The organism is Nocardia sp. NPDC051321, assembly GCF_044455225.1.
GTDB lineage: Bacteria > Actinomycetota > Actinomycetes > Mycobacteriales > Mycobacteriaceae > Nocardia.
This window is the reverse complement of sequence record NZ_JBITEM010000007.1, coordinates 63,123-84,811: the sequence shown is the minus strand read 5'-3', so window position 1 is coordinate 84,811 and position 21,689 is coordinate 63,123. Positions and strand designations below refer to the sequence as shown.

The 21,689-nt window shown below is 67.0% G+C and carries 18 protein-coding genes; 10 read left to right on the top strand and 8 right to left on the bottom strand.

The features are described 5' to 3' along the window. Positions 1-221: 221 nt before the first annotated feature. From ACIA8C_RS17860 to ACIA8C_RS17850, 3 genes are all read right to left on the bottom strand, one after another. Positions 222-1,301, bottom strand: a complete 1,080-nt coding sequence (locus ACIA8C_RS17860) for a 2-oxoacid:ferredoxin oxidoreductase subunit beta (RefSeq protein ID WP_397135861.1) — start codon at positions 1,299-1,301, stop codon at positions 222-224. Continuing rightward, complete coding sequence (locus ACIA8C_RS17855) at positions 1,298-3,250, bottom strand: 2-oxoacid:acceptor oxidoreductase subunit alpha (protein WP_397135859.1); 1,953 nt, start codon at positions 3,248-3,250, stop codon at positions 1,298-1,300. Before ACIA8C_RS17855 ends, ACIA8C_RS17860 begins: the two co-directional genes overlap by 4 nt. Before the next feature lie 132 nt (positions 3,251-3,382). After that, entirely contained in the window at positions 3,383-4,399 is a 1,017-nt protein-coding gene (locus ACIA8C_RS17850; RefSeq protein ID WP_397135857.1) for an Rv2578c family radical SAM protein, read from the bottom strand. Between the two features lie 51 nt (positions 4,400-4,450). Here ACIA8C_RS17850 and ACIA8C_RS17845 point away from each other — a divergent pair, with 51 nt between their 5' ends. Further along, complete coding sequence (locus ACIA8C_RS17845) at positions 4,451-5,053, top strand: transposase (protein ID WP_397135855.1); 603 nt, start codon at positions 4,451-4,453, stop codon at positions 5,051-5,053. A gap of 278 nt (positions 5,054-5,331) precedes the next feature. Here the strand turns inward: ACIA8C_RS17845 and ACIA8C_RS17840 are convergent, their stop codons facing one another. Beyond that, positions 5,332-5,946, bottom strand: a complete 615-nt coding sequence (locus ACIA8C_RS17840) for a hypothetical protein (RefSeq protein WP_397135853.1) — start codon at positions 5,944-5,946, stop codon at positions 5,332-5,334. 487 nt (positions 5,947-6,433) lie between these two features. Here ACIA8C_RS17840 and ACIA8C_RS17835 point away from each other — a divergent pair, with 487 nt between their 5' ends. The 4 genes from ACIA8C_RS17835 (at position 6,434) to ACIA8C_RS17820 (ending at position 10,988) form a co-directional block, all read left to right on the top strand. Further along, complete coding sequence (locus tag ACIA8C_RS17835) at positions 6,434-8,389, top strand: MMPL family transporter (protein ID WP_397135851.1); 1,956 nt, start codon at positions 6,434-6,436, stop codon at positions 8,387-8,389. Positions 8,390-8,394: 5 nt separating this feature from the next. After that, a complete protein-coding gene (locus tag ACIA8C_RS17830) occupies positions 8,395-9,537 on the top strand; it encodes a sensor histidine kinase (protein ID WP_397135849.1) in 1,143 nt (380 codons plus the stop codon). 2 nt (positions 9,538-9,539) lie between these two features. After that, a complete protein-coding gene (locus ACIA8C_RS17825) occupies positions 9,540-10,193 on the top strand; it encodes a response regulator (protein WP_397135847.1) in 654 nt (217 codons plus the stop codon). A 138-nt stretch (positions 10,194-10,331) separates the two neighbouring features. Then, positions 10,332-10,988 (top strand): alpha/beta hydrolase, encoded by a 657-nt coding sequence (locus tag ACIA8C_RS17820; RefSeq protein WP_397135845.1) that lies wholly within the window; start codon positions 10,332-10,334, stop codon positions 10,986-10,988. A gap of 63 nt (positions 10,989-11,051) precedes the next feature. Here ACIA8C_RS17820 and ACIA8C_RS17815 read toward each other — a convergent pair whose 3' ends face one another. Continuing rightward, positions 11,052-12,053 (bottom strand): NAD-dependent epimerase/dehydratase family protein, encoded by a 1,002-nt coding sequence (locus ACIA8C_RS17815; RefSeq protein WP_397135843.1) that lies wholly within the window; start codon positions 12,051-12,053, stop codon positions 11,052-11,054. Positions 12,054-12,284: 231 nt separating this feature from the next. Here ACIA8C_RS17815 and ACIA8C_RS17810 point away from each other — a divergent pair, with 231 nt between their 5' ends. Together ACIA8C_RS17810 and ACIA8C_RS17805 are read left to right on the top strand one after the other, a co-directional pair. Beyond that, positions 12,285-12,614, top strand: a complete 330-nt coding sequence (locus ACIA8C_RS17810) for a type VII secretion target (protein WP_397135841.1) — start codon at positions 12,285-12,287, stop codon at positions 12,612-12,614. Beyond that, positions 12,611-14,266, top strand: a complete 1,656-nt coding sequence (locus ACIA8C_RS17805) for a hypothetical protein (RefSeq protein WP_397135839.1) — start codon at positions 12,611-12,613, stop codon at positions 14,264-14,266. Before ACIA8C_RS17810 ends, ACIA8C_RS17805 begins: the two co-directional genes overlap by 4 nt. A gap of 141 nt (positions 14,267-14,407) precedes the next feature. On the opposite strand, the gene ACIA8C_RS17800 is transcribed toward ACIA8C_RS17805, so the two are convergent. Together ACIA8C_RS17800 and ACIA8C_RS17795 are read right to left on the bottom strand one after the other, a co-directional pair. Beyond that, a complete protein-coding gene (locus ACIA8C_RS17800) occupies positions 14,408-14,941 on the bottom strand; it encodes a hypothetical protein (protein WP_397135837.1) in 534 nt (177 codons plus the stop codon). A gap of 145 nt (positions 14,942-15,086) precedes the next feature. Further along, the gene (locus ACIA8C_RS17795; protein WP_397136549.1) at positions 15,087-16,007 is read right to left on the bottom strand and encodes a neutral zinc metallopeptidase; all 921 of its coding nucleotides are present in this window, start codon (positions 16,005-16,007) and stop codon (positions 15,087-15,089) included. A 161-nt stretch (positions 16,008-16,168) separates the two neighbouring features. Between ACIA8C_RS17795 and aspS the strand changes: the two genes are divergently transcribed. Beyond that, positions 16,169-17,974: an aspartate--tRNA ligase gene (aspS, locus tag ACIA8C_RS17790; protein ID WP_397135835.1), complete on the top strand. Its 1,806-nt coding sequence runs from the start codon at positions 16,169-16,171 to the stop codon at positions 17,972-17,974. A gap of 75 nt (positions 17,975-18,049) precedes the next feature. Further along, positions 18,050-19,036, top strand: a complete 987-nt coding sequence (locus ACIA8C_RS17785) for a DUF389 domain-containing protein (RefSeq protein ID WP_397135833.1) — start codon at positions 18,050-18,052, stop codon at positions 19,034-19,036. On the opposite strand, the gene ACIA8C_RS17780 is transcribed toward ACIA8C_RS17785, so the two are convergent. Continuing rightward, positions 19,025-20,116: a hypothetical protein gene (locus ACIA8C_RS17780; RefSeq protein WP_397135831.1), complete on the bottom strand. Its 1,092-nt coding sequence runs from the start codon at positions 20,114-20,116 to the stop codon at positions 19,025-19,027. The genes ACIA8C_RS17785 and ACIA8C_RS17780 overlap by 12 nt on opposite strands. Before the next feature lie 341 nt (positions 20,117-20,457). Here ACIA8C_RS17780 and ACIA8C_RS17775 point away from each other — a divergent pair, with 341 nt between their 5' ends. Then, entirely contained in the window at positions 20,458-21,627 is a 1,170-nt protein-coding gene (locus ACIA8C_RS17775; RefSeq protein WP_397135829.1) for a phosphotransferase family protein, read from the top strand. The last annotated feature ends 62 nt before the right edge of the window (positions 21,628-21,689 follow it).

Sequence of the window (21,689 nt, the reverse complement as noted above, 5' to 3'; positions counted from 1 at the left end):
CTATGTCCCGTTCGCGGGTGAACGTTGCGCTGGGGCCGGTGGATGGCCACGGCAGGGGCCGCCTGGTCTTCGTCGAATGGGACATGAGGGCGGTGTTACTCGCACTTTGCCGCCGTCAGGTCCCGTTCGGCGTTGTCTGGTCGCCGGGCGGGGCGGGGTGGCGACTTTGGGCTGTTCGGGGGACGGGGGGGAGAGTTGGGGGCGCGCTGGTGGGTTCGGGGCTAGGCGACTGTCCAGGTTTCTTGGCCGGAGAGTAAGGACTGCAGGGAGTCCTGGTCGATCGGTTTGCGTTCGCGTGCCATCGTCGTCTGTGCGCGGACGCCGTCGTCGTAGGTGGGGCGGGTGGCGCTGCGGAAGATGCCGGTGACGACGTGGTTCAAGCCCTGGTCGGAGAGGCGGGAGAGGGCGTAGGCGTATTCGGGGTTGTCGGTGTAGGCGTCGTGCACGATTATGTCGGACTCGGCGACGGCGTCGGTGCCGACTACCTCGAGGCCGAAACCGCTTTGCACGACGGCGAATTCGCCTTCGGCGCCGAAGCGGATGGGTTCGCCGTGGTGCAGCGGGATCAGGTGGTCGGCGGCGTTGTCGCGGCGCAGGGCGTCGAACGAACCGTCGTTGAAAATCGGGCAGTCCTGCAGGATTTCGACGAACGAGGTGCCGCGATGTTCGGCGGCGGCGCGCAGTACCTCGGTCAGGCCCGCTCGGTCGGAGTCCAAAGCCCGTGCGGCGAAGGTGGCTTCGGCGCCGAGTGCGATCGACAGCGTGTTGAACGGATGGTCCACCGAGCCGAGCGGGGTCGACTTGGTGATCTTGCCCTCCTCCGAGGTCGGCGAGTACTGGCCCTTGGTGAGGCCGTAGATCCGGTTGTTGAACAACAGGATCGTCATGTTCACGTTGCGGCGCAGCGCGTGCACGAGATGGTTGCCGCCGATGGACAGCGCGTCGCCGTCGCCGGTCACCACCCAGACCGACAGGTCGGGCCTGGTCACCGCGAGGCCGGTGGCGATGGCGGGCGCGCGACCGTGGATGGAGTGGATGCCGTACGCCTCGAGGTAATACGGGAAGCGGCTGGAGCAGCCGATCCCGGAGACGAACATCAGGTTCTCCCTGCGCAATCCGAGCTCGGCGAGGAAACCGCGCACGGTCGCCAGGATCACGTAGTCACCGCAACCGGGGCACCAGCGCACCTCCTGATCGGTGGTGAAGTCCTTCACCTTCTGCGGCCCCGGCGCGGCGGGCACGCCGGACAGTCCGGTCAGGCCCAGATCGGTGCCGACAAGCGAGGTTTCCACGATGGTCATTCGGTACCCCCGGTCGTGACGTAGGTGGCCCGCGCGCGAGCGGCGAAGGCCTTGTCCTGTTCCATCTCCTCGAGCGAGCCGTCCAAGGCGGCGTCGATCACCCCGACGAGTTCCTGCGCGGAGAACGCGGTGCCCGCGATCTTCGTCCACGGCCGCACATCGACCAGGTATTTGCCGCGCAGCAGCAGCGCGAGCTGGCCGCCGTTCATTTCCGGCGCGACCACCGTGCGATAGCGCCGCAGCACCGCACCGAGGTTGGCGGGCAACGGATTCAGGTGACGCAGGTGTGCCTGCGCGACCGGAACCCCGCGGCGGCGGACGCGACGGCAGGCCTCGCCGATCGGCCCGTACGAGCTGCCCCAGCCGATGATCAGCAGCTCGGCCTTCCCGTCCGGATCGTCGACCTCGATATCGGGCACGCTGATGCCGTCGATCTTGGCCTGCCGCAACCGAACCATCAGTTCATGGTTGGCCGGTTCGTAGGAAATATTGCCGCTGCCGTCGGCCTTCTCCAGCCCGCCGATCCGGTGCGCGCGCCCCTTGGTCCCCGGCACCGCGAGTGGCCTGGCCAGGGTTTCCGGGTCGCGGGCGTAGGGCTGGAACGGGTCCGCGTCGTCGCCGTCCGGCTCGAACGCCGGGTCGATCGGCGCGAGGTCGGCGACCCGCGGAATCGACCACGGCTCAGAACCATTCGCAATCGATCCGTCCGAAAGCAGCAGCACCGGCGTTCGATAGGTGAGCGCGATCCTGGCCGCCTCGACCGCGGTGGCGAAACAGTCGGCGGGGGAGCGCGGCGCGAGCACGGCGACCGGCGATTCACCGTTGCGCCCGTACAGCGCCTGCAGCAGGTCGGCCTGCTCGGTCTTGGTCGGCAGGCCGGTGGACGGCCCGCCGCGCTGCACATCGATCACCAGCAGCGGCAGTTCGGTCATCACCGCGAGACCGATGGTTTCACTCTTGAGCGCGAGCCCCGGCCCCGAGGTACTGGTGACGCCGAGTGCGCCGCCGAGCGAAGCGCCAAGCGCCGCACCGATTCCCGCGATCTCGTCCTCGGCTTGGAAGGTGGTGACGCCGAAATTCTTGTGCTTGCTCAGCTCGTGCAGGATGTCCGAGGCCGGGGTGATCGGGTAGGTGCCGAGGAAGATCGGCAGCCCGGCCAGCTGACCCGCCGCGACCAGCCCGTACGCGAGCGCGGTGTTGCCGGTGATCTGCCGGTAGGTGCCCGGCGGAAGCTTCGCTGGCGCGATTTCGTAGGTGGTGGCGAAACTTTCGGTGGTCTCGCCGTAATTCCAGCCCGCACGGAACGCCAGCACATTGGCCTCGGCGATGTCCGGTTTGGCGGCGAACTTCTCCCGCATGAATTTTTCGGTGCCGCCGATCGGCCGCCCGTACATCCAGGACAGCAGGCCGAGCGCGAACATGTTCTTCGCGCGCTGCCCGTCCTTCTTGCCGACGCCGGTGGACTCGGTGGCACCAAGGGTGAGCGAGGTCATCGGGACGCGATGCAGCACGAAATCAGCGAGCGTGCCGTCGTCGAGCGGGTCGGCGGCGTAGCCCACCTTGGTGAGCGTGCGCTTGGTGAACTCGTCGGTGTTCACGATCACCGTCGCGCCGCGCGGCAGATCCTCCAGGTTCGCCTTCAACGCGGCCGGATTCATCGCGACGAGCACGTCCGGCTGGTCACCCGCGGTGAGGATGTCGTAGTCGGCGATCTGGATCTGGAACGACGAAACGCCAGGTAACGTGCCCTGTGGCGCCCTGATCTCGGCGGGAAAATTGGGCTGGGTGGCGAGGTCGTTGCCGAACGCGGCCGCTTCGTGCGTGAAACGATCACCGGTCAGCTGCATACCGTCACCGGAGTCTCCGGCGAACCGAATGACTACCTTTTCCAATTTCGCTGCGCCGGCAGCGTTTTGGGCTGTGCCGACCTCGTTGTTCTGCGAAACCATCTGCCTGCTTCACTTCCTCGTCCATGAGAGGGGTGCCATCGCCAACGTACTCCGCACCGCGCGGCGCGTCCGCCCGATATGAGAGGTTCATTGGTAAGTCGTGAAGATCACCGGTTACCGGAGGGCTTGGCGTCAGCCGAACAATGCCAGTTGCGGGTCGGTCGCGTGCGGACTTTCCGGTGGTGTCTCCGGTTCGACCGGTATTTCCCGTTGCAGGGCGTGTCGCTGGAGTAGCGGATCGACGCGGCCGCGTAGCCAGGCCGAGTATTCGGGCGTCACATAAGCGCCACGGCCGTAGAGCTGACGGTAGCGCCGGACCAGCGCGGGATGTTGCTCGGCGAGCCAGCCGAGGAACCAGTTTCGGGTGCTGCCGCGCAGGTGCATCGGGAAGGCGACGGCCGATCGCGCACCGGCGCCTGCGATCGCGCCGAACAGCTCGTCGAGGTGTGCCTTGCTGTCGGTGAGGTACGGGATCACCGGCGCCACCATGACATTCACGTCGAAACCGGCATCGGTGAGCGCGCGCACCATCTCCAGCCTGGCCTTCGGTGACGGGGTGCCGGTTTCCAGGCTGCGATGCAGGTCCAGGTCGAAAATCGCGATCGATACGGCCACGCTCACGCGTACCTCGCGCGCGGCCAGCGTGAGCAGCGGCAGGTCCCGGCGCAGCAGCGTGCCCTTGGTGAGGATGGAGAACGGCGTGCCCGCATCAGTGAGGGCGCGAATGATGCCCGGCATCAACCGGTATCGGCCCTCGGCCCGCTGATACGGGTCGGTGTTGGTGCCGAGCGCGACCGGTTCCTGTTGCCAGGAGCGTCGGCCCAGTTCCTTGCGCAGCACGGCGGCGATATTCGTCTTCACCACGATCTGCGAATCGAAATCCTTGCCGGCATCCAGATCCAGGTATTCGTGCGTCGGGCGGGCGAAGCAGTAGCGGCAGGCGTGTGAGCAGCCGCGCATCGGATTGATCGTCCAGTGGAACGGCAGCGTCGAGCTCTCCGGCATCTTGTTCAGTGCGCTCTTGCACAGCACCTCGTGAAAGGTGATGCCCTCGAACTCGGGGGTTTGCACGGTGCGCGTCAAACCCGCCCGGGTGAGCCCGGGCAGCGCGCCGTCGTCGGCGTCCACGGTCTGGCTTTGCCATCGCACCCAATCAGTCGAACATATGTTCGTCTAGTTGGCAATCTCCGGCGTCACCATATGTGGCAAAGTGCCGAGGTCTCGGGCCATGAACCAGCAGGGGACACGGCGGCGCGGACAGCGAAGACGGCCGAGGACAAGATCCGGACCGTGTTGCCGGTGTTGGCGAGTGAGATGAGCGTGTCCGAAGCCGCGCGGCGGCACGGGGTGTCGGCGGTGGCGATGTCGAAGTGGAAGCAGGCATTCCTCGACGCGGGCGCGAAGGCTCTCGAGCCGAAGCCCAGCGGACCGGCTGGAGCGCAGGGCGGTCCGGATCAACGGCGGTTTCGGATCGAGAACGAGCAGCTGAAGCTCGCCTTGGCCGAGGTCACGGTGCAGTTGTGGATTCAGCGACTCGGTGGCTCCGGGCATGTCCCTTCGATCGCCGCGAAATACGTCGAAGCCTGGCCGGCCTGGGGATACCACAAGATCGGCGCTGATCCGCGCCGACGGCTACGAGGCATCGACATCCACCGTGGAATGGGCGTTGCGTCGCCGCGGCAGCTGCCGCCGGTCGGGTACCACGCCAACCGGAAATCGTGGGCGATGTGCGCCGCCAGTTATTCCGTGTTCCGCCCACGCGACGGAATGCGGTCTGGCAGATGGATTTCAGCGAATTCGTAATCACCGGTGGCGGGATCTGGCAGATCTGCGCGATCATCGACTACGCCACCAAATACTGCTTTGCTCTCACCGTCACAGCGACTGCCCGGGGAAAGACGCGATGAATTGCCTGCGGCTGGCGGTTGCCGAGGCCGAACGCGTTCTCGGGCTCGACGACCTACCCGTCGATCGCGGCGAGTCCGAGGTCATCGGCCCCGCAATGGATGTCCGATCGACGAAGTCGATACTTCTCGTCCAGGGGTGCTTGAAGTTTTGGCGCACCGGGGAAGATCGGAACACTAAATTCGTTTCAACTCCAGATCGTATACATATCCCTTTTTGGAAGCTACTTCTCGCAACAGTTTCGGAACAGAACTCCCCGACTCGCAGTCCCAAGCAATGGCCTTTATCGGTAAAGCCACCCTGCCCGACCCGCCCTTGCCGAATTGATATTCAAATACGGAGTCCTTCTTTGTCGGGTCTACATAGAATGGGTGGACGTCGGTGGCATCTGTCCCGAGTTTGACAGTCAAACCGAATTCTACGCTCCACGGACTTTGAGCGAGCGCATACCCGGCGTAATCGACAATTATCTTATCGGGGCCCGATTGGATTTGCGTCTCAACCCAATAGCCATTATCTACTGCCCCCGGCCTTTTCCCTTCCCAGAAATGGAGGAATACGTCACGCTTGACCTTTGGTGAGGTCATGGTCCCCTGGTAACTCCCGAAGTAGGACGGCCTCCCTTCACCGCATTCCTTGACTTTGGGTTGCGCCATAACGATCGGCGCCGTGACCACGCTGCCGACGAGTGCGACTACGCCCGCAATGCTGCCGACGGCGAGTTGGTGAAATTTTCGAGATGCCGACCACGATGCCGTCCGCGCGGGGCTGCCGATGGCTGCGCTTTTCATGCAGATACCTTCCTGTCGGAAATTCCTGAACAGACCTGGTTCGTTGCTGAGCACGGCACGGATGGGTTGGAGGGCGCATCAATACGGCAATCCGCTGGATCCGTAGGCAGTGATAGGTGGAGGTCGAAGCCCCGCCGGGTGGTTCGTGGTCGGTGCCGGTGCCGTACTGACCGGCATCAAGGAGTCACGCCGCAGTGGGTAGACCTTGTCCACCGGTCGGTGGACAAGGGTTCAACCAGGTGATGCTGTCGGCAGGGGTGGTCCGGCGCACACGATTGGCGGTATGACAAAAATTCCTGTGCGCGTGGCACGTTGGAGTGCGACGCACCCATGGCGGGCAGTTATCGGATGGTTCGTCTTCGTTGGTCTCTGCCTGGGGGCTGGGCTCATCGCTGGCACGCATGAAGCGACCACACAGGACTTCTGGGTCGGGGAGGCCGGCCGTGCTGAGGCACTGGCCACCGAGGCTGGTTTGCAGCGTAAACCGTTGGAGTACATCCTGATTCGGGCGTCCGACGGTGGACGGGTCGACGAGGATCGGGCGCGGGCGGTCGCCGGTGCGGTGACCGCCCGGATGATGGAGCTGCCCGAGGTCGAGGGAGTGGCAGAGCCGGTGCGTTCGGCCGATGGCAGCGCGGTGCGGGTGGCCGTGACGCTCCGTGGGCCCGAGTTGAAGGGCAAGACGAATGTTGTGCCGCTGCTCGCGCAGACCGCGACAATTCAAGCGGCGCATCCGTATTTGGTGGTTGAGCAGACCGGTTCCGCGTCGATCAGCAAGGGCGTCAATGCTCAGCGCGGCGCGGATCTGGCGCTGTCCGAGCGGATTTCGATACCGATCACGCTGCTGACGCTGTTGGTGGTCTTCGGCTCGGTGGTGATCGCCGGGGTGCCGGTGCTGCTGGCGTTGAGTGCGATCAGCGCTGCGGTCGGGCTGAATATGCTTGTCTCGCATCTGGTTCCGGATGCCGGGGTGGGTACGAACATGATTCTGCTGATCGGGCTTGCGGTCGGTGTCGACTACACGCTGTTCTATGTGGAACGGGAGCGGGAGGAGCGGGCTCGGTCCGGTGGGCGGCTCAGCGCTGAGGCGCTGGTCGAGTTGGCGTCGCGCACTGCTGGGCGCACCATTGCCGTGTCCGGAATCGCGGTAATCGCCTCTACCGCAATGCTTTACTTCGCCAGCGACGTGATCTTTTCCTCGCTGGCCACCGGTACCATCCTGGTGGTGGCGGTGGCTGTCGCCAGTTCCATGACGGCGCTGCCCGCGCTGCTGGTGTGGATCGGCCGCCGCGCCGAACGGCGGGCCGCGCGCGGCAAGGTCGCGCGGCGCGAACGGCCGGAGCTCGGATTCCGTACCGCGCCACTGTTGCGTGTCGTGCAGCGGCGCCCCGGCCGGACGCTGGGTGTATCGCTGCTGCTCATGCTGGTACTGGCGGCGCCGATGCTGGGATTGAAGCTGATGGACGCGGGCCGGGATACCTTCTCCAGGGAGATTCCAGCGATGCAGGTCTACGACCGGCTGACCGGAGCGTTCCCGGAACTGCTCGTGAAACACGAAGTGGTGGTCCGGAATTCCGCCGAGCAGCAGGGCGAGGTTCGCGCGGCACTGAGTCGATTGAACGAACGCGCACAGGCGGATTCGTTGTTCGCGGTGGGCGCGGCGGCGGTGCGCACCGCAGCGGACGGCCGCACCAGCGTGCTGGAACTCCCGGTGCCGCACCCCGCTCAGTCACGTGAGGCTATTGAATCCCTGCGCAAGCTCCGTGCGGACTACATTCCCGCGACCATCGGCCGACTGAGCGGCGTGGAGACCGCGGTGAGCGGCGATGTGGCCCGCGGGCGGGACTATGTGCGGCACGAGCGCGAGATACTGCCGCTGGTCGTCGGGCTGCTGCTCTTGGTGACCTTCGTGATGACGGTGTTGGTGTTCCGGGCGGTGGTGATCGGTCTGCTCGGCGTGGTGTGCAACCTGCTGTCCGCGGCAGCGGCGCTTGGCCTGATGACGTTGGTGTTCCAGGGCACCTGGGCCGAGGCGCTGCTGGACTTCGATTCGCGGGGGGCGATCGTCTCGCGCGTACCGTTGTTCCTGTTCGTGATCCTGTTCGGGTTGTCAACGGACTACCAGGTATTCGTGCTGAGCCGGATCCGGGAGGCGCGGGAGCGGGGGCTGTCCTCGCGCGCGGCCGTGCTGGAGGGCATCGGCCGTTCGGCGAAGGTGATCACCAGCGCGGCGGTGGTGATGGTGACGGTCTTCGGCGGCTTCGTCGCGCTGCAGCTGACGGAGATGAAGCAAATGGGGTTCTGCCTGGCGGTGGCGGTGCTGCTGGACGCGGTGGTGATCCGGATGCTGGTGCTGCCCGCCGCGCTGCTGCTGCTCGGGGATCGGGCATGGTGGATGCCACGGCGACGCCGACCGGCCGCCGCCCTCGCAACCGTAGGTTGATCAGCATGCTCGAAAACCGGTCCACCCCGCGATCTTTGCGGCGGTTGTACGACGCCTGCTGGGTGTTGTTCGGACTGGGCCCGTCGGCCCTCGCCCTGGTGGGCGAGGGACCGTCGGTCTACCTGTCCTGCGCGTTGCTCGCTGCGCTCGGCCTCGGCTACGCGGCGCTGCGGCAGGGCAGGCTGTCCTCGCGCGTCTTCCTGTTCGGCCTCATCGTCGTGCTCGGCTCGATGTCCGCGCTGCTCGGCGGTGCCGCATCGCTGTTGATCGTCTCGCTGCCGCTGTTCTGGATCTACACCAGCGGCCCACGACCGGCGATCGTCGTCAGCGGCCTGGCCACCCTGATTACCGTGTTCGGCGGCGTGGCCGGCCAGGGTTGGAGCCCGGACCTCCGGACCGGCAATGTGACTGCCGCGCTGATCGGATACGCCGCGAGCGTGCTGGTCGGTCTGTGGATGGATCGCCTGCTCGGGCAGAGCAACGAGCGCGCGGCTCGGCTCGCCGCCGAGCTGGCGCAGTCCGAGCGGCGACTGGTCGAGGCGCACCGCAGGGAGGGTGCCGCCGCAGAGCGGGAGCGGCTGGCCCGCGATATCCACGACACGCTGGCGCAGGGCTTCGCCTCGATCATCGTGCTGGCCGAAGCGGCCCGCGCCGACCCGGCGCGCAGCGCGCAACGGCTGGATTCCATCGAACAGACCGCGCGGGACAACCTCACCGAGGCCCGTGCCCTGGTCGGCCCCGCCTCATCGAACGGCGTCAGCACCGGGACGGTCGCGGATACGTTGCGCCGCACGCTGGATCGTTTCGCGCAGGATACCGGCATCGTGGTCGAGGCCGAACTCGCCGACATCGACTGCGACCTGCTGACCCGCATCGCCCTGCTGCGCTGCACCCAGGAATCCCTCGCGAACGTCCGCAAGCACGCCGCCGCCTCGACTGTCGGCGTGCTGCTGACCCGGCAGCCGGGCACCGTCGAACTCGAAATCACCGACGACGGAAGTGGTTTCGCGATGGACGGCCCGCGCGGCTTCGGCCTCGACGGTATGCGCGCCCGGCTACGGGAACTGGGCGGCGAGCTCACCATCACCAGCTCGATCGGCGACGGCACCAGAATCCACGCCGCGCTTCCGACGAAAGTTCAGGTGTGACCATGGCCGAAGTGCGGCACCGGATTATCGTCGCCGACGACCACACGGTCATGCGTGCCGGACTGGTCGCATTGCTGGCCGACGAACCGAGCATCGACGTCGTCGGCGACTGTGGCGACGGCCGCGCGGCGGTCGGCCTGGTAGCTCAACTGCGGCCGGATCTGGCGGTGCTCGACCTGCGCATGCCGGTCCTGGGCGGTGTCGGCGCCACGGCGGAGATCAGCGCGGCCCACCCCGGCACCCGGGTATTGATCCTGACCACCTACGACACGGACGCCGAGATCGAGCGCGCGGTGGAAGCGGGCGCCACCGGCTATCTCCTCAAGGACGCCAGTCGTGAACAACTGGTCGCGGCCATCCACGCGGCCGCGCGCGGCGAGACGGTGCTGGCGCCGCGGGTGGCGCAGCGACTGGTCGCGCGTATGCGGCGGCCGGCACCGGCGGCGCTCACGCCGCGCGAGGCGGATGTGCTGACGGCGGTGGCGGACGGACTGTCCAACGCCGAGATCGGCGCCCGGCTGCACATCGCGGAGGCCACCGTGAAAACCCATCTGCTGCGCGTCTTCGCGAAGCTCGACGTCAGCGACCGCACCCGCGCGGTGGTAGTGGCACTGGAGCAGGGGCTACTCCGGTCGCATGGCTGGAACCCAGAGTGACCCCGGGCCAGCAGCTATGTCGAGCCTGGTGCCAAGCCGAAGAAGCGGCTCCGCCGGAGGCTGCCGTCTCGACGCCGGAATCAGGCTGACGCAGAAATTACGTCGCTACCGGTATAACGACGAGTTATGCGCCCCTTGATGATTTTGCACGGTGCCTGGCTGCAACCGGCTCACTACGATGACATCGCCCAGCGACTGCGCCGCGACGGCATCGATGTCACGGTGCCCGACTTGGCCGGGCATTCCCTGGCCGAGAGCACCCGGCTTGTCCAGGAGCACGTCGATCGAGCGGCCGAGCCGCCGGTGGTGCTGGCCCACTCCTTCGGCGGTGTCACCGCGACAGGTGTGAAGGGGATCTCGCATCTGCTGTATCTGTCGAGTTTCGTCTTCGATGTCGGCGAGAACGCGCAACAGTGGATCGCGCGGATCGAACAGGAGACTGGCCGTCAAGGTGCGCCGCTGCCACTCACCGTCGACGACGCGGGCATGACCCGGCTTGATCCGGCTGGTGCCCGCGAAGGCCTCTTCGCCGACTGCACAACCGAAGTCGCGGACCGGGCGATCGAGCTCCTGCGCCCCGAACCCGCGTCGATCTTCACCGAGTCACCCGCGCACGCGGCATGGAAGGACACCCCGTCGACCTACATCGCGGCGACTGAGGACCGTGCGATCCTGCCCGAAATGGTCGCCTACTTCACGCAACGCTGCGGCACCGCCGTGACCTGGCAGGGCGGTCACTGCCCGTTCTCGAGCCGACCCGACGACGTCGTGACCATGATCCGCGACCACCTCTGACCAACGTCCGGGGGCCGGCTATGCCGAATTCGACTAGCCGCTCCGGACGCAGTTCAGGGAGGGTCAGGCGATCTGTCGGGTGTCCGGGGCCGCCGGGGTCGGGTCGGCGAAGAAGGCGACCAGGTCGCGGACCGTCTCGTCGGTGGGCCGAGGGCGGTAGTCGAGCTCGCGTTCGGCCTTTCCGTGGTCCACCATCGGGGCCGAAATCAGTGCGCCCAGTGCGGCTTTCGAGACGATATCGGATTTGAAGAGCTTGCCGATCGGCGCGAGCACGGGGATCGCGCCCGCGACGAGCTTGGGGGAGATGGAGAAGCGCGGGCCGCGTTTGCCACCATGGTTGGCAGCAAGTCGGCAGAGGTCGAGCATTGAGATCATCTCGCCGCCGAGCAGGTAGTTCTCGCCGGTGCGGCCGCGCTCGGACGCCAGGATCAGGCCCTGTGCGACATCGCGCACGTCGACCAGGTCGAAGCCGCCGCCGATCATCGCCGGAATGCGGCCCTGCGCGGCGTCGCGCAGGGTGCGGTTGATGCGAGACAGCGGCTTGCTGTAGTCGAGGGGGCCGAACACGCCGGTGGGGTTGCACAGCACCGCGTCCAGGCCCTGGTCGATCACCTTGCGGAGCGCGACCTCGCCCGCCCACTTGGACCGGTCATAGACGGGGAGGGCGGATTCGGTCGAGCGCGGGGCGCTCTCATTGATACTGCCGCCGCAGCTGTACTGGTTGAACGCGTGGATCGAGCTGGCGTGCACCATGCGCCGCACGCCGACCTCGAGCGCCGCCTCGGCAACCACCCGGACGCCTTCGGTGTTCACCTTCCAGGCCAGGTCGTTCTTCTCGGCGAGGGTGATCACCGCGACCAGGTGATACACGATCTCGGCGCCGTCGAGCGCCGCCCGCATCGACGCCGGATCGAGCACGCTCGCGCTCACCCAGGTGATGTTCGGCTCCGTGGCCGTCGGTGGCACCACCCGATCTATGGCGGTGACTTCGTGGCCACGCGCGACGAGCAGGCGGAGCAGATTCGTGCCAAGGTAGCCGGCTGCGCCGGTCACTGCGACCTTCATGGCATCGAGAATATAGAACTTGTTCTAATTTGCAACACGTTCCAGTTCCTTCCGATTCCCCCTGCCAACCTTTGCATTCCCTCTGTGAACGTCCCGATGGGCTCGAAAGTTGCCAGCACCGTCCGCTATATTGGGCCCATCCGTAGCGGTCATGCCGTTCGGCAATGGGCAGACGGTGACGACGAAGAAGTTCACGACACTGATGTGCACGACGATTTGGGGGGCAACTCGATGAGTGATCTCTCGGTAGAGACCGACGCGGTCCGGGCGTTCGCCGCCACGAACGCGGGCATCGCCGGTGATCTTGCGGGGGCAGGTAATTTCGACGCGGTCAAGAACGTCTCGGCACTCGTGCCGGTGTTCGGTCTGATCGGGGTCGACTACCTGGCGATGTTCGCCGCGGCACAGGTGCTGCAGGCCAAGGACATCAACGATCTTTCGGCCAAGTACAACAAGCTTTCCGAGTCCGCGTTCAGTGCCGCCGCGGCCTACGACGCGACCGACTGGTCGAGCAAGGGCGCGCTCGATGCCATCGGCAACCAGATCGGCGGCGCCGTATGAAGCCGCTCGACACCGGGGTGATCGCTCCCGAAGAACTCGCGATGGCGCACTCCGCCGATCAGCACGTGGCCATCAGTCAGCAGGCCGTGCTCGACGCGACGCAGAACTCGGCCGCCCAGGCGGTGCTCGATGTGCCGCTCGGGCAGGTGCCCGACGATATGCCGCCGTACGAGCCGCCGGATTTCGTGCTGTCCAAGCGACTCAGCGAGGACCAGCACAACGCGCTCGGTATGCCGGGCGGCATGCCAGGGCTCAACGGCAATCAATCGCCGGACGCGCAGGGCATCTCCGGTGTCCCGTCCGATGTTTCGGCGCTGCTCGGTGATACGCACACCGCGCTGCAGCACGTCGCCGCTCCGGTGAACCAGGCGCTCGACCAGGCCACCGGTGTGTTGAACGGCGCCGTCGGCTCGGCGCCGAGCACGGTTGCCGCCGCGGTGAGCCAGGCGCAGGCCGCCATCCCGACCTCGCTGCCCCCGCTGCCCGCCGACCCGGTCGCCGCGCTCATGCAGGGCATCTCCGTGCCCGCGCTGCCCGGCGTCGACATGCTGATCAAGCCGATCCTCGATCTGCTCAGCAGCTTCGGCACCGGCGTCATCGGCGCGCTCGACCCGACCGCGATCCTGAGCCAGTCCTCCAAGGTCATCGACATGGCCATGCAGGTCGGCAAGGGCAGCATGACCACCGTCGAGCAGCTCTGGCAGAGCCAGGCCGCGCGCAACGCGCAGGCCACCAGCCAGCAGAACAACGTCCAGGGCCAGGAGACCAGCAAGCGCGGCATCGACATCTCCGACCTCACCCAGAAGGCCGCCGCGGTGGTGCAGCAGGGCAACGCGCAATTGCTCACCGTCGCTTCGTCGTTCGCCACCCAGGCGACCGCGATGGCACCGGTGATCCTGACCCCGCCCGCCCAGGCCACGCTGATGGCCTCGGCCACCGAGCATCTCGGTCAGGCCGTCGGCATCGTCAATGCCACCCGTGGCGATCTCGCGGGCAAGACGGGCGAGTTGAGCGGCATGGTGCAGCAGTTGGTTGCCCCCGGCGGGGGTCCCGCGCCGCAGGAGGTCGCGCAGGCGCTGGCGCAGAACGTCGGCCAGCCGATCCTGGAGCAGGCACAGTCGACCGCGTCGGATACCGCGACCCAGGCCGCGGGCCTCAATTCGCCCACCGGCACCCAGAACTCGACCACGGCCGCGTCGGTGAACAGCCCGAGCAACCCGAGCGTCACCAGCCACGGCAGCCCCACCGGGGTGCCCGGCGTCCCGAGCCGCACCGGCACGGGCAGCCCGAGCAGTCGCCCCAGCATCCCCGGCGTCCCGTCGATGCCCAAGGTCAGCGCCCTGCCCGGCACCAGCATGCCGGTCCGCCCGATCAGCGGCGTCCCCGGCAGCACCGGCTTCGGCCCCGGCACCACCGGTTCCCCGAACACCAGCACGGCCGGCGCGGGCAACAGCTTTATGGGCGGCGGCGCCGGTGCCGCGGGCGCCCAGCGCAGCGGCGAGGACGAACACTCCCGCACCGTGCAGCCCTACCAAAGCGCCATCGGCAACGACGACCTCACCGGCCCCCTCGGCGAATCCACCCCCGACGTCATCGGCGCCACCCACTCCGACGAGATCGTCACCTCCGACTACGAACAGGACCAGTTCTAGCGCGGTTGTTCCGCAGAGCCCGGCCCGAGCAGCGAAAGTGCGCTCGCGCCGGGCTCTTTGGCGTCGCGGGCACGAGAGAGAGTGCGGCTGTTGCCGGGGTCGTACTCGAACGAGGTCGCCAACGAAGTGCGGTGGGTGGGGTCAGGCGTCTTGGACGAAGGCGTCGAGGAGTTTGCGGTAGAGGTCGGTGAAGCGTTTGCGGGCGGCTTGTTGTTCGGGGGCGAGGCCCTCGGTGGATTCGGGGGCGTAGACGATCAGGTGGGCGTCTTCCTCGGGGGCTTGCGGCATGAGATCGATGATCTGGCTGCCCTGGTCGGTGATGGTGGGCATGCCGAAGTCGACGGTGGCGAGGGCCCTGGTCTCGGTGAGCGCGGCAGCGAGCACCTCGGGCGGGATGCGGCCGTTGAGTTTCTGCGGCAGGCTATCTGGATCGCGTTCCGCGGCAACGGCATCGGGGACCTTCACGGCCCGGCCGTCGCCGGAGACCTCCAGTTGCGGGCGCAGGTCGACCCTGGTCTGCCAGCCGTTCGGGATCTTGGTCAGCGTGAGCAGCGCCAATGGCGCGGACACCGGCCCGTGCACGCTCGGCCGGTCGGCCGGATCGGCGGTCGCGGTGCCCGCGCCGATCATGAGCGCCGACATGGCAACCAGCAGTGCCGCTTTCGTTCCTCGCATGGATCGCAACCTCCCTGTCAAATGAAACGCTCCGCTGACATCGCACAGGGATGTCAGCGGAGCGTCAAATCAGCGCGTGGCGCACGCAAGCGTGTCGAGGTCAGCGCATTCGCGTTGTCGGCCAACCAGATCGACGCACTTCTTGTCAGTGCAGCGCGGGCGGGTGCGTCAGGTCCCGAGCCGTGTACGTGTCACAGGCTTTCACCTGTCCGGTCCGGTATCCGGTGAGGAACCAATTCTTTCGCTGTTCGGAATTCCCATGGGTGAACTTCTCCGGGTTCACGCGTCCTTGCGCGGCGCGCTGGATCCGGTCGTCGCCGACTGAGGCCGCCGCCGACAATGCGTCGTTGATGTCGTTGTCGGACAGTGGCTTCAAGAACGGCTGGCCGCCGCCGGGTCCGGGCGTCTTGTCCGCGTAGTAGGCCCACAAGCCCGCGTAGCAGTCGGCCTGCAGTTCGGTGCGTACCGCGCCCGAATTCGCGCCCTGCGGATCCCGTTGGGCGCGGTTGATGTCGCCGAGCTGGTTTTGGATGTGATGGCCGAACTCGTGCGCGACCACATACTCCTGAGCGAGCGGGCCGCCGCTGGAACCGAAGCGATCCACCAGTTCCTGGAAGAAGCTGACGTCGAAGTAGGCGGTCCGGTCGGGCGGACAGTAGAACGGACCGACGTCGCTGGTCGCATTGCCGCAGCCGGTCGCGGTCGCGCCGGAGAACAGGTGCAGGTTCGGTTGCACGTACTTCTTGCCGGTCTGCTTGGCCAGTTGATCGCCCCACACGACGTCCAGACTCTGCGCGGTAGCCACCACCCGGCAGTCGACGTACTTGTTCGCGTCCTCGCCGGTCTTACAGTGCGCCGGGGTGCCTGCGCCGGGTTGGGTTTGCTGCTGGTCTTCGTTGCCGGTGAACTGGCCGAGGACCGAGCCGGGATCACCGCCGAGTAGCAGGGTGAGTACCAGCACGATCAGGCCGCCCGCGCCGCCGCCGAGTGCGATCTTGCCCCCCATGCCGGGTCCGCCGGATGACGCCCGATTCGGATCGATCTGCATGCCCTCGTTGAACGTCATCGTCGTCGCTTTCTCGTTGTCGCCACGCATCGGACATACCCCGCCGATACAGCTTCGCACGGGTGTGGCGACATCGGTTTCCACTCGACCGATGTGTCTCACTACGATGGGACCGCACCTGGTCATATCGCGCCGGTGCCGGAGTCGTCGAAAGGAACCTTGTGCTGCGCACCCACTTGGCTGGTTCGCTGCGAAGCGAGCATGCCGGTCAGACCGTGACCCTCACCGGATGGGTGGCCAGGCGGCGTGACCACGGTGGCGTGATCTTCATCGATCTGCGCGACGCGTCGGGAGTGTCGCAGGCGGTGTTCCGGGAGGGCGAGCCTGCCGAGCAGGCGCATCGGCTGCGCGCGGAGTACTGCGTGCGGGTCACCGGCGTGGTGGAGCTGCGGCCGGACGGCAACGAGAACCCGGATCTGCCGACCGGCACCATCGAGGTGAACGTCACCGAGCTCGAGGTGCTCAACGAGAGCGCGCCGCTGCCGTTCCAGCTGGACGAGCAGCCCGGCGAAGAGGCGCGGCTGAAGTATCGCTACCTGGATCTGCGCCGCGAAGGCCCGGCGCACGCGATCCGGCTGCGGTCCAAGGCGAACGCCGCCGCCCGCGCGGTGCTCGCGCACCACGAGTTCGTCGAGGTGGAGACGCCGACGCTGACCCGTTCCACCCCGGAGGGCGCGCGCGACTTCCTGGTGCCCGCGCGCCTGCAGCCCGGCAGCTTCTACGCGCTGCCGCAGAGCCCGCAGCTGTTCAAGCAGCTGCTGATGGTCGGTGGCATCGAGCGCTACTACCAGATCGCGCGCTGCTACCGCGACGAGGACTTCCGCGCCGACCGCCAGCCCGAGTTCACCCAGCTCGACATCGAGATGAGCTTCGTCCGCCAAGACGATGTGATCCTGCTCGCCGAGCAGATCCTGGCCGGGCTGTGGAAGCTGATCGGCTACGAGATCCCGACCCCGATTCCGCACATGACCTATGCGGAAGCTATGCGCCGCTTCGGTTCCGACAAGCCGGACCTGCGCTTCGGCATCGAGATCACCGAGTGTGCCGAGTACTTCAAGGACACCCCGTTCCGGGTGTTCCAGGCCGAGTATGTCGGCGCGGTCGTGATGCCGGGCGGCGCGAGCCAGCCGCGGCGTCAGCTCGACGCCTGGCAGGAGTGGGCCAAGCAGCGTGGCGCCAAGGGTCTGGCCTACGTGCTCATCAACGAGGACGGCACGCTCGGCGGCCCGGTCGCCAAGAACCTGAGCGACGCCGAGCGCGACGGACTGGCCAAGCATGTCGGCGCGGTGCCGGGCGACTGCGTGTTCTTCGCGGCCGGCCCGGCCAAGGCGCAGCGCGGGCTGCTCGGTGCCGCGCGCGCCGAGATCGCCCGCAAGGTCGGCCTGATCGACGAGAACGCGTGGGCGTTCGTCTGGATCGTGGACGCGCCGATGTTCGAGCCCGCCGCCGAGGCCACCGCGAGTGGCGATGTGGCGCTTGGTCATTCGGCGTGGACGGCGGTGCACCACGCGTTCACCTCGCCGAAGCCGGAGTCGGTCGACACCTTCGACACCGACCCGGGTGCCGCGCTCGCCTACGCCTACGACATCGTCTGCAACGGCAACGAGATCGGTGGCGGCAGCATCCGTATCCATCGCCGCGATGTGCAGGAGCGCGTCTTCAAGGTGATGGGTATCAGCCTGGAGGAGGCGCAGGAGAAGTTCGGATTCCTGTTGGACGCCTTCGCTTTCGGCGCACCGCCGCACGGCGGCATCGCGTTCGGCTGGGACCGGATCGTCGCGCTGCTCGCCGGGCTCGACTCGATCCGCGAGGTGATCGCGTTCCCGAAGACCGGCGGCGGCGTCGATCCGCTGACCGACGCGCCCGCCCCGATCACCGCGCAGCAGCGCAAGGAAGCGGGCCTGGACGCCAAGCCCGCGCCGAAGGGCGACAAGGCCGACGCGAAGGCGGACAAGCCCGCCGAATAGCCGGACGAACGGTACCTTTCGGACAGTTCCGATCCGTCGACCCGCGCCGGGCGGCACTGACCACGAGGGGATCCGTTGCTGCATCTGCGCATGATCAGCCCGCCGGACACGACCGACAAGGTGCTGGCCGTGCTCGCCGCGAATCCAGGTGTCACGCATGTGACCCTGGCTCGCGGCGTCGCGGTGGAACCCGCCGGTGACCTGGTACAGGCCGATGTCGCGCGGGAGGCGGCCAACGAGGTGCTTGCCGAGCTGACCGAACTCGGCATCTGCAAGACCGGCGGCATCACGCTCGGTCCGGTCGAGACCGTGCTGTCCGACGCGGGGGACCGGGCGGTCGAGGCGGCGCCCGGCGATCCGACCGACGCGGTGGTGTGGGACGAACTGCTCGCGCAGGTGCACGAGGAGTCGACGCTCAACTCCACCTTCCTCGCGTTCCTGGCCATCGCGTGCCTGCTGGCCGCGATCGGCGTTGCCACCGATTCGCCGGTGACCATTGTCGGCGCGATGGTCGTCGGTCCGGAGTTCGGACCCCTGGCCGCGTTCGCGGTCGGGTTGGTGCGCCGCGACTTTCGGCTCGCGCGCCGGTCGGCGATCGCGCTCGCGGTGGGGTTCCCGGTGGCCATGCTGGTCACCCTGGCGGCGACGCTGGTGTGGGAGCAGTTCGGCTGGATCACGCTGAACGGGGTGGAGAGCGTCAAGAATGTCGACTTCATCTATGAGGTGGGACCGTTTTCGCTGGTCGTCGCGCTGCTGGCGGGCGCGGCGGGCATGCTCTCGCTGGTGACCGCGAAGTCGGCGGCGTTGATCGGCGTGTTCATTTCGGTGACGACGGTGCCCGCGGCCGGATTCGCCGTTGTCGCGGCGACTTTGGGGCAGTGGCACATCGCCTTCATGTCTGCGGGTCAGCTCGCGGTGAACCTGGCCGGGATCATCGCGGCCGGGGTGATCGTGCTCGAGCTCCGGCCTCGCGCGGGCAGCGAGGCCGGGCCGGTGGCGCGGTTTCAGCGGTGGATCGGAATGCGTTCGCAGACGGACAAATCCGACATTTCAGATAGATGAGACGGTGCCACCGGTCAGCGTGCGGTAGGCATAGGTCACCGCGATGACCGCGACCGGTCCCGCGACCAGCAGGCCGAGTCCGCACAGCAGCGCGCCGACGAAGGTCACGAATAGCACTGAGAGCGCGAGCAACAGCACCGGCCACACATTGGTGACCACCAGCGTCGCGCTGGACTTGAGCGCCTCGAACGGACCCTCGTTCTGATCGACCACGAAGTGCAGCGAGAACATGCACAGCACGCCGACGACCAGGCCTGGCAGGATGCAGACCGCCGACCCGATGAAGGTCAGGATGAACGCCAGCAGGGCGGTGATCAGCACATTGCCCGCGTTCACGAAACGGAAGTAGGACCCGAAATGGGGTTTGCTGCCGTCGGTTTCATACAGCGCGCCACGCACCATCGCGGCCTGCAGCAACCACACAGCAGCCAGCACCGCGAGGAAGATGAGCAGCAGCGGGAGCATCGTCGTCGGGTCGGTGAGCTGCACGACGAGCACGAAACCGAGGTAGATGACCAGCCCGGCCGCGATCACGCCCATCCACGGCCCCGGGTTCGAGCGGAACTTCTCCCAGCCGTAGCTGAGCGCCTGACCGACATCGAGGGTGCCGGGGGCGGAGGCGGCGGCCTGCTGGTAACCGTAGGTCGGTTGCTGCCCGGGGTCCGCATCCGGCGGAGGCATCATGCCTGGTTGCATGCCTTGCGGTGGCATCGAACCGTAGGGCATGTTCCCTTGTGGCGGCACCGATCCCGGCGGCATCGATCCCGGCGGCATATTGCCAGGTGGCTGCGTGCCGGGACCCGTTCCCGGCGGCCCGTAACTGGGCGGCGACGCGTAACTCGGCTGGGCAGCCGAACCGGGTTGAGTGGCGTATCCGGGCGGGGGAGCCGCACCGGGCTGAGCCGAGTAACCGGGCTGGGCCGCAGCGCCGGGCTGGTCCGGATGACCAGGCTGGGCAGCATAACCCGGCTGCGCCGGATGCTGCGGCGGCGCCACCGGCGGCGGTGGCTCGACGGGTTCGTTGCCGTACTGCGCCGCACCAGGACCTTCGAACTGCGGGTATCCGGCAGGCCCAGCCATCTCGTGGCGACCATGCCCGGCGCTAGGGCCCGGTGCTTCTGGAGTGTGACTCTCGTGTTGCCCTGGCTGTGCCGCATGGCGTTCGTCGTCTCCGCGGTCGGAAGCGTCGCCAGCTGAGTCGTGGGGCGGGGGAGGCGGTGTGCCGGTCATGCCATAGACCTTTCCACTCAACTGGTTTGCGGTGTGGCGCAGAGCAGTTGACGATGAGAAAACCTGACGGGTGCAATCGTGTCAAGCAACGCGCGCTCGTCCCGTAACCTCGAGGGAGACACGCCGAACGACGCGGAAAGGTTGTGTATCCGCTCGCTAGAAGTGACCTGATGCGAGTAACTTGAAGGGCGATGACCGCACTATTGGCCGAACGCGCCGCCGAAGTCGTGTCCGCAGCGCAACAGTTGCTCACAAAGCGAATGGGTGCTCCGGTAAAGCTGAGCGATCCGATCGAACTCAGTGGTAGTGGTAGAACGACGGTTCTCCGTGTGCGTGTTGCGGAAAACGCCTTCTCATTGCCGCGGACCTTGATCGTGAAACAAGTTCGCGGACACTCGCATGACCGCACCACGGGCGGTCTCGCGCCCGGAGTCGCCAGCATCGACTCCGCGTTCCTGCGTGAAGCGGTGTCGTATCAATTCACCACCGCGTTGAGCCGCGAACAGCGGCCCGGTGCGTACCTGATCGCGCACAGCCTGCCCGAGCGTTTGCTGATCCTCAGCGACCTCGGCGAGAACTCGCTGCTCACCCAGATGCTGCAGTCCGGTGCCGAGCCTGCGACCAGGAACGGGTTGATGGCGTTCGCGCAGGCGCTCGGCCGGATGCACGCGGCGACCGTCGGCCGCGAGGCCGATTTCGTGGCGCTGCTGCGGCGCGTCGACGTGGTGCATCGGGTGGATGGCATTGCCCAGCAGGCCGAATCCGCGATCGCCGAGGTGCCGGGTCTGTTGCAGCGGGAGCTTGGTATCGAGGTGCCCGGCGAGATCGCCGAGCGGATCGTGCGCGGTAACCGGTTGTTCTCCGCCGGGCGATTCCGCGCGTTCAGTCCGTCGGATCTGTGCCCCGACAACGTCATTCTGAACGAGGAGGGCGCGCGGTTCCTCGACTACGAGTGGGGCGGATTCCGCGATGCCACGCTCGACATCGCCTATGCGCTGGTGTCGTTCCCCGGCTGCCTGTGCGACTTCGAACTGTCCAGGGAACGCGCCAGTCAGATGGTCGAGGCGTGGCGTTCCGAGGTGGTCGGCGTGTGGCCCGCGCTGGCCGATGACGAGGTGATGTCCGAGCGGATCCTCGAGGCTCGGCTGATCTGGGTGTGGTTGTCCACCTACTGGTTCCTGCCCGCGGACCACGCGCGCATCGCGGCCGCCCGCGAGCACGGGCTGTCCGTGCCGCGGTCGGAGGCGTTGATCAATCGTTGGGCCGCGCTGGCCGAGGATGCTCGGTGCACCGGTGACGACATCGTCGGCGACTTTGCCGAGGATGTTTCGGCGATGCTGGAAGAGCGCTGGTCCGAATAGAATTCGCGGGTTGCTGGAATTGGTTCCGTTGACGTCGTCTGAAAGTTTTTGTCTGCCGCTGT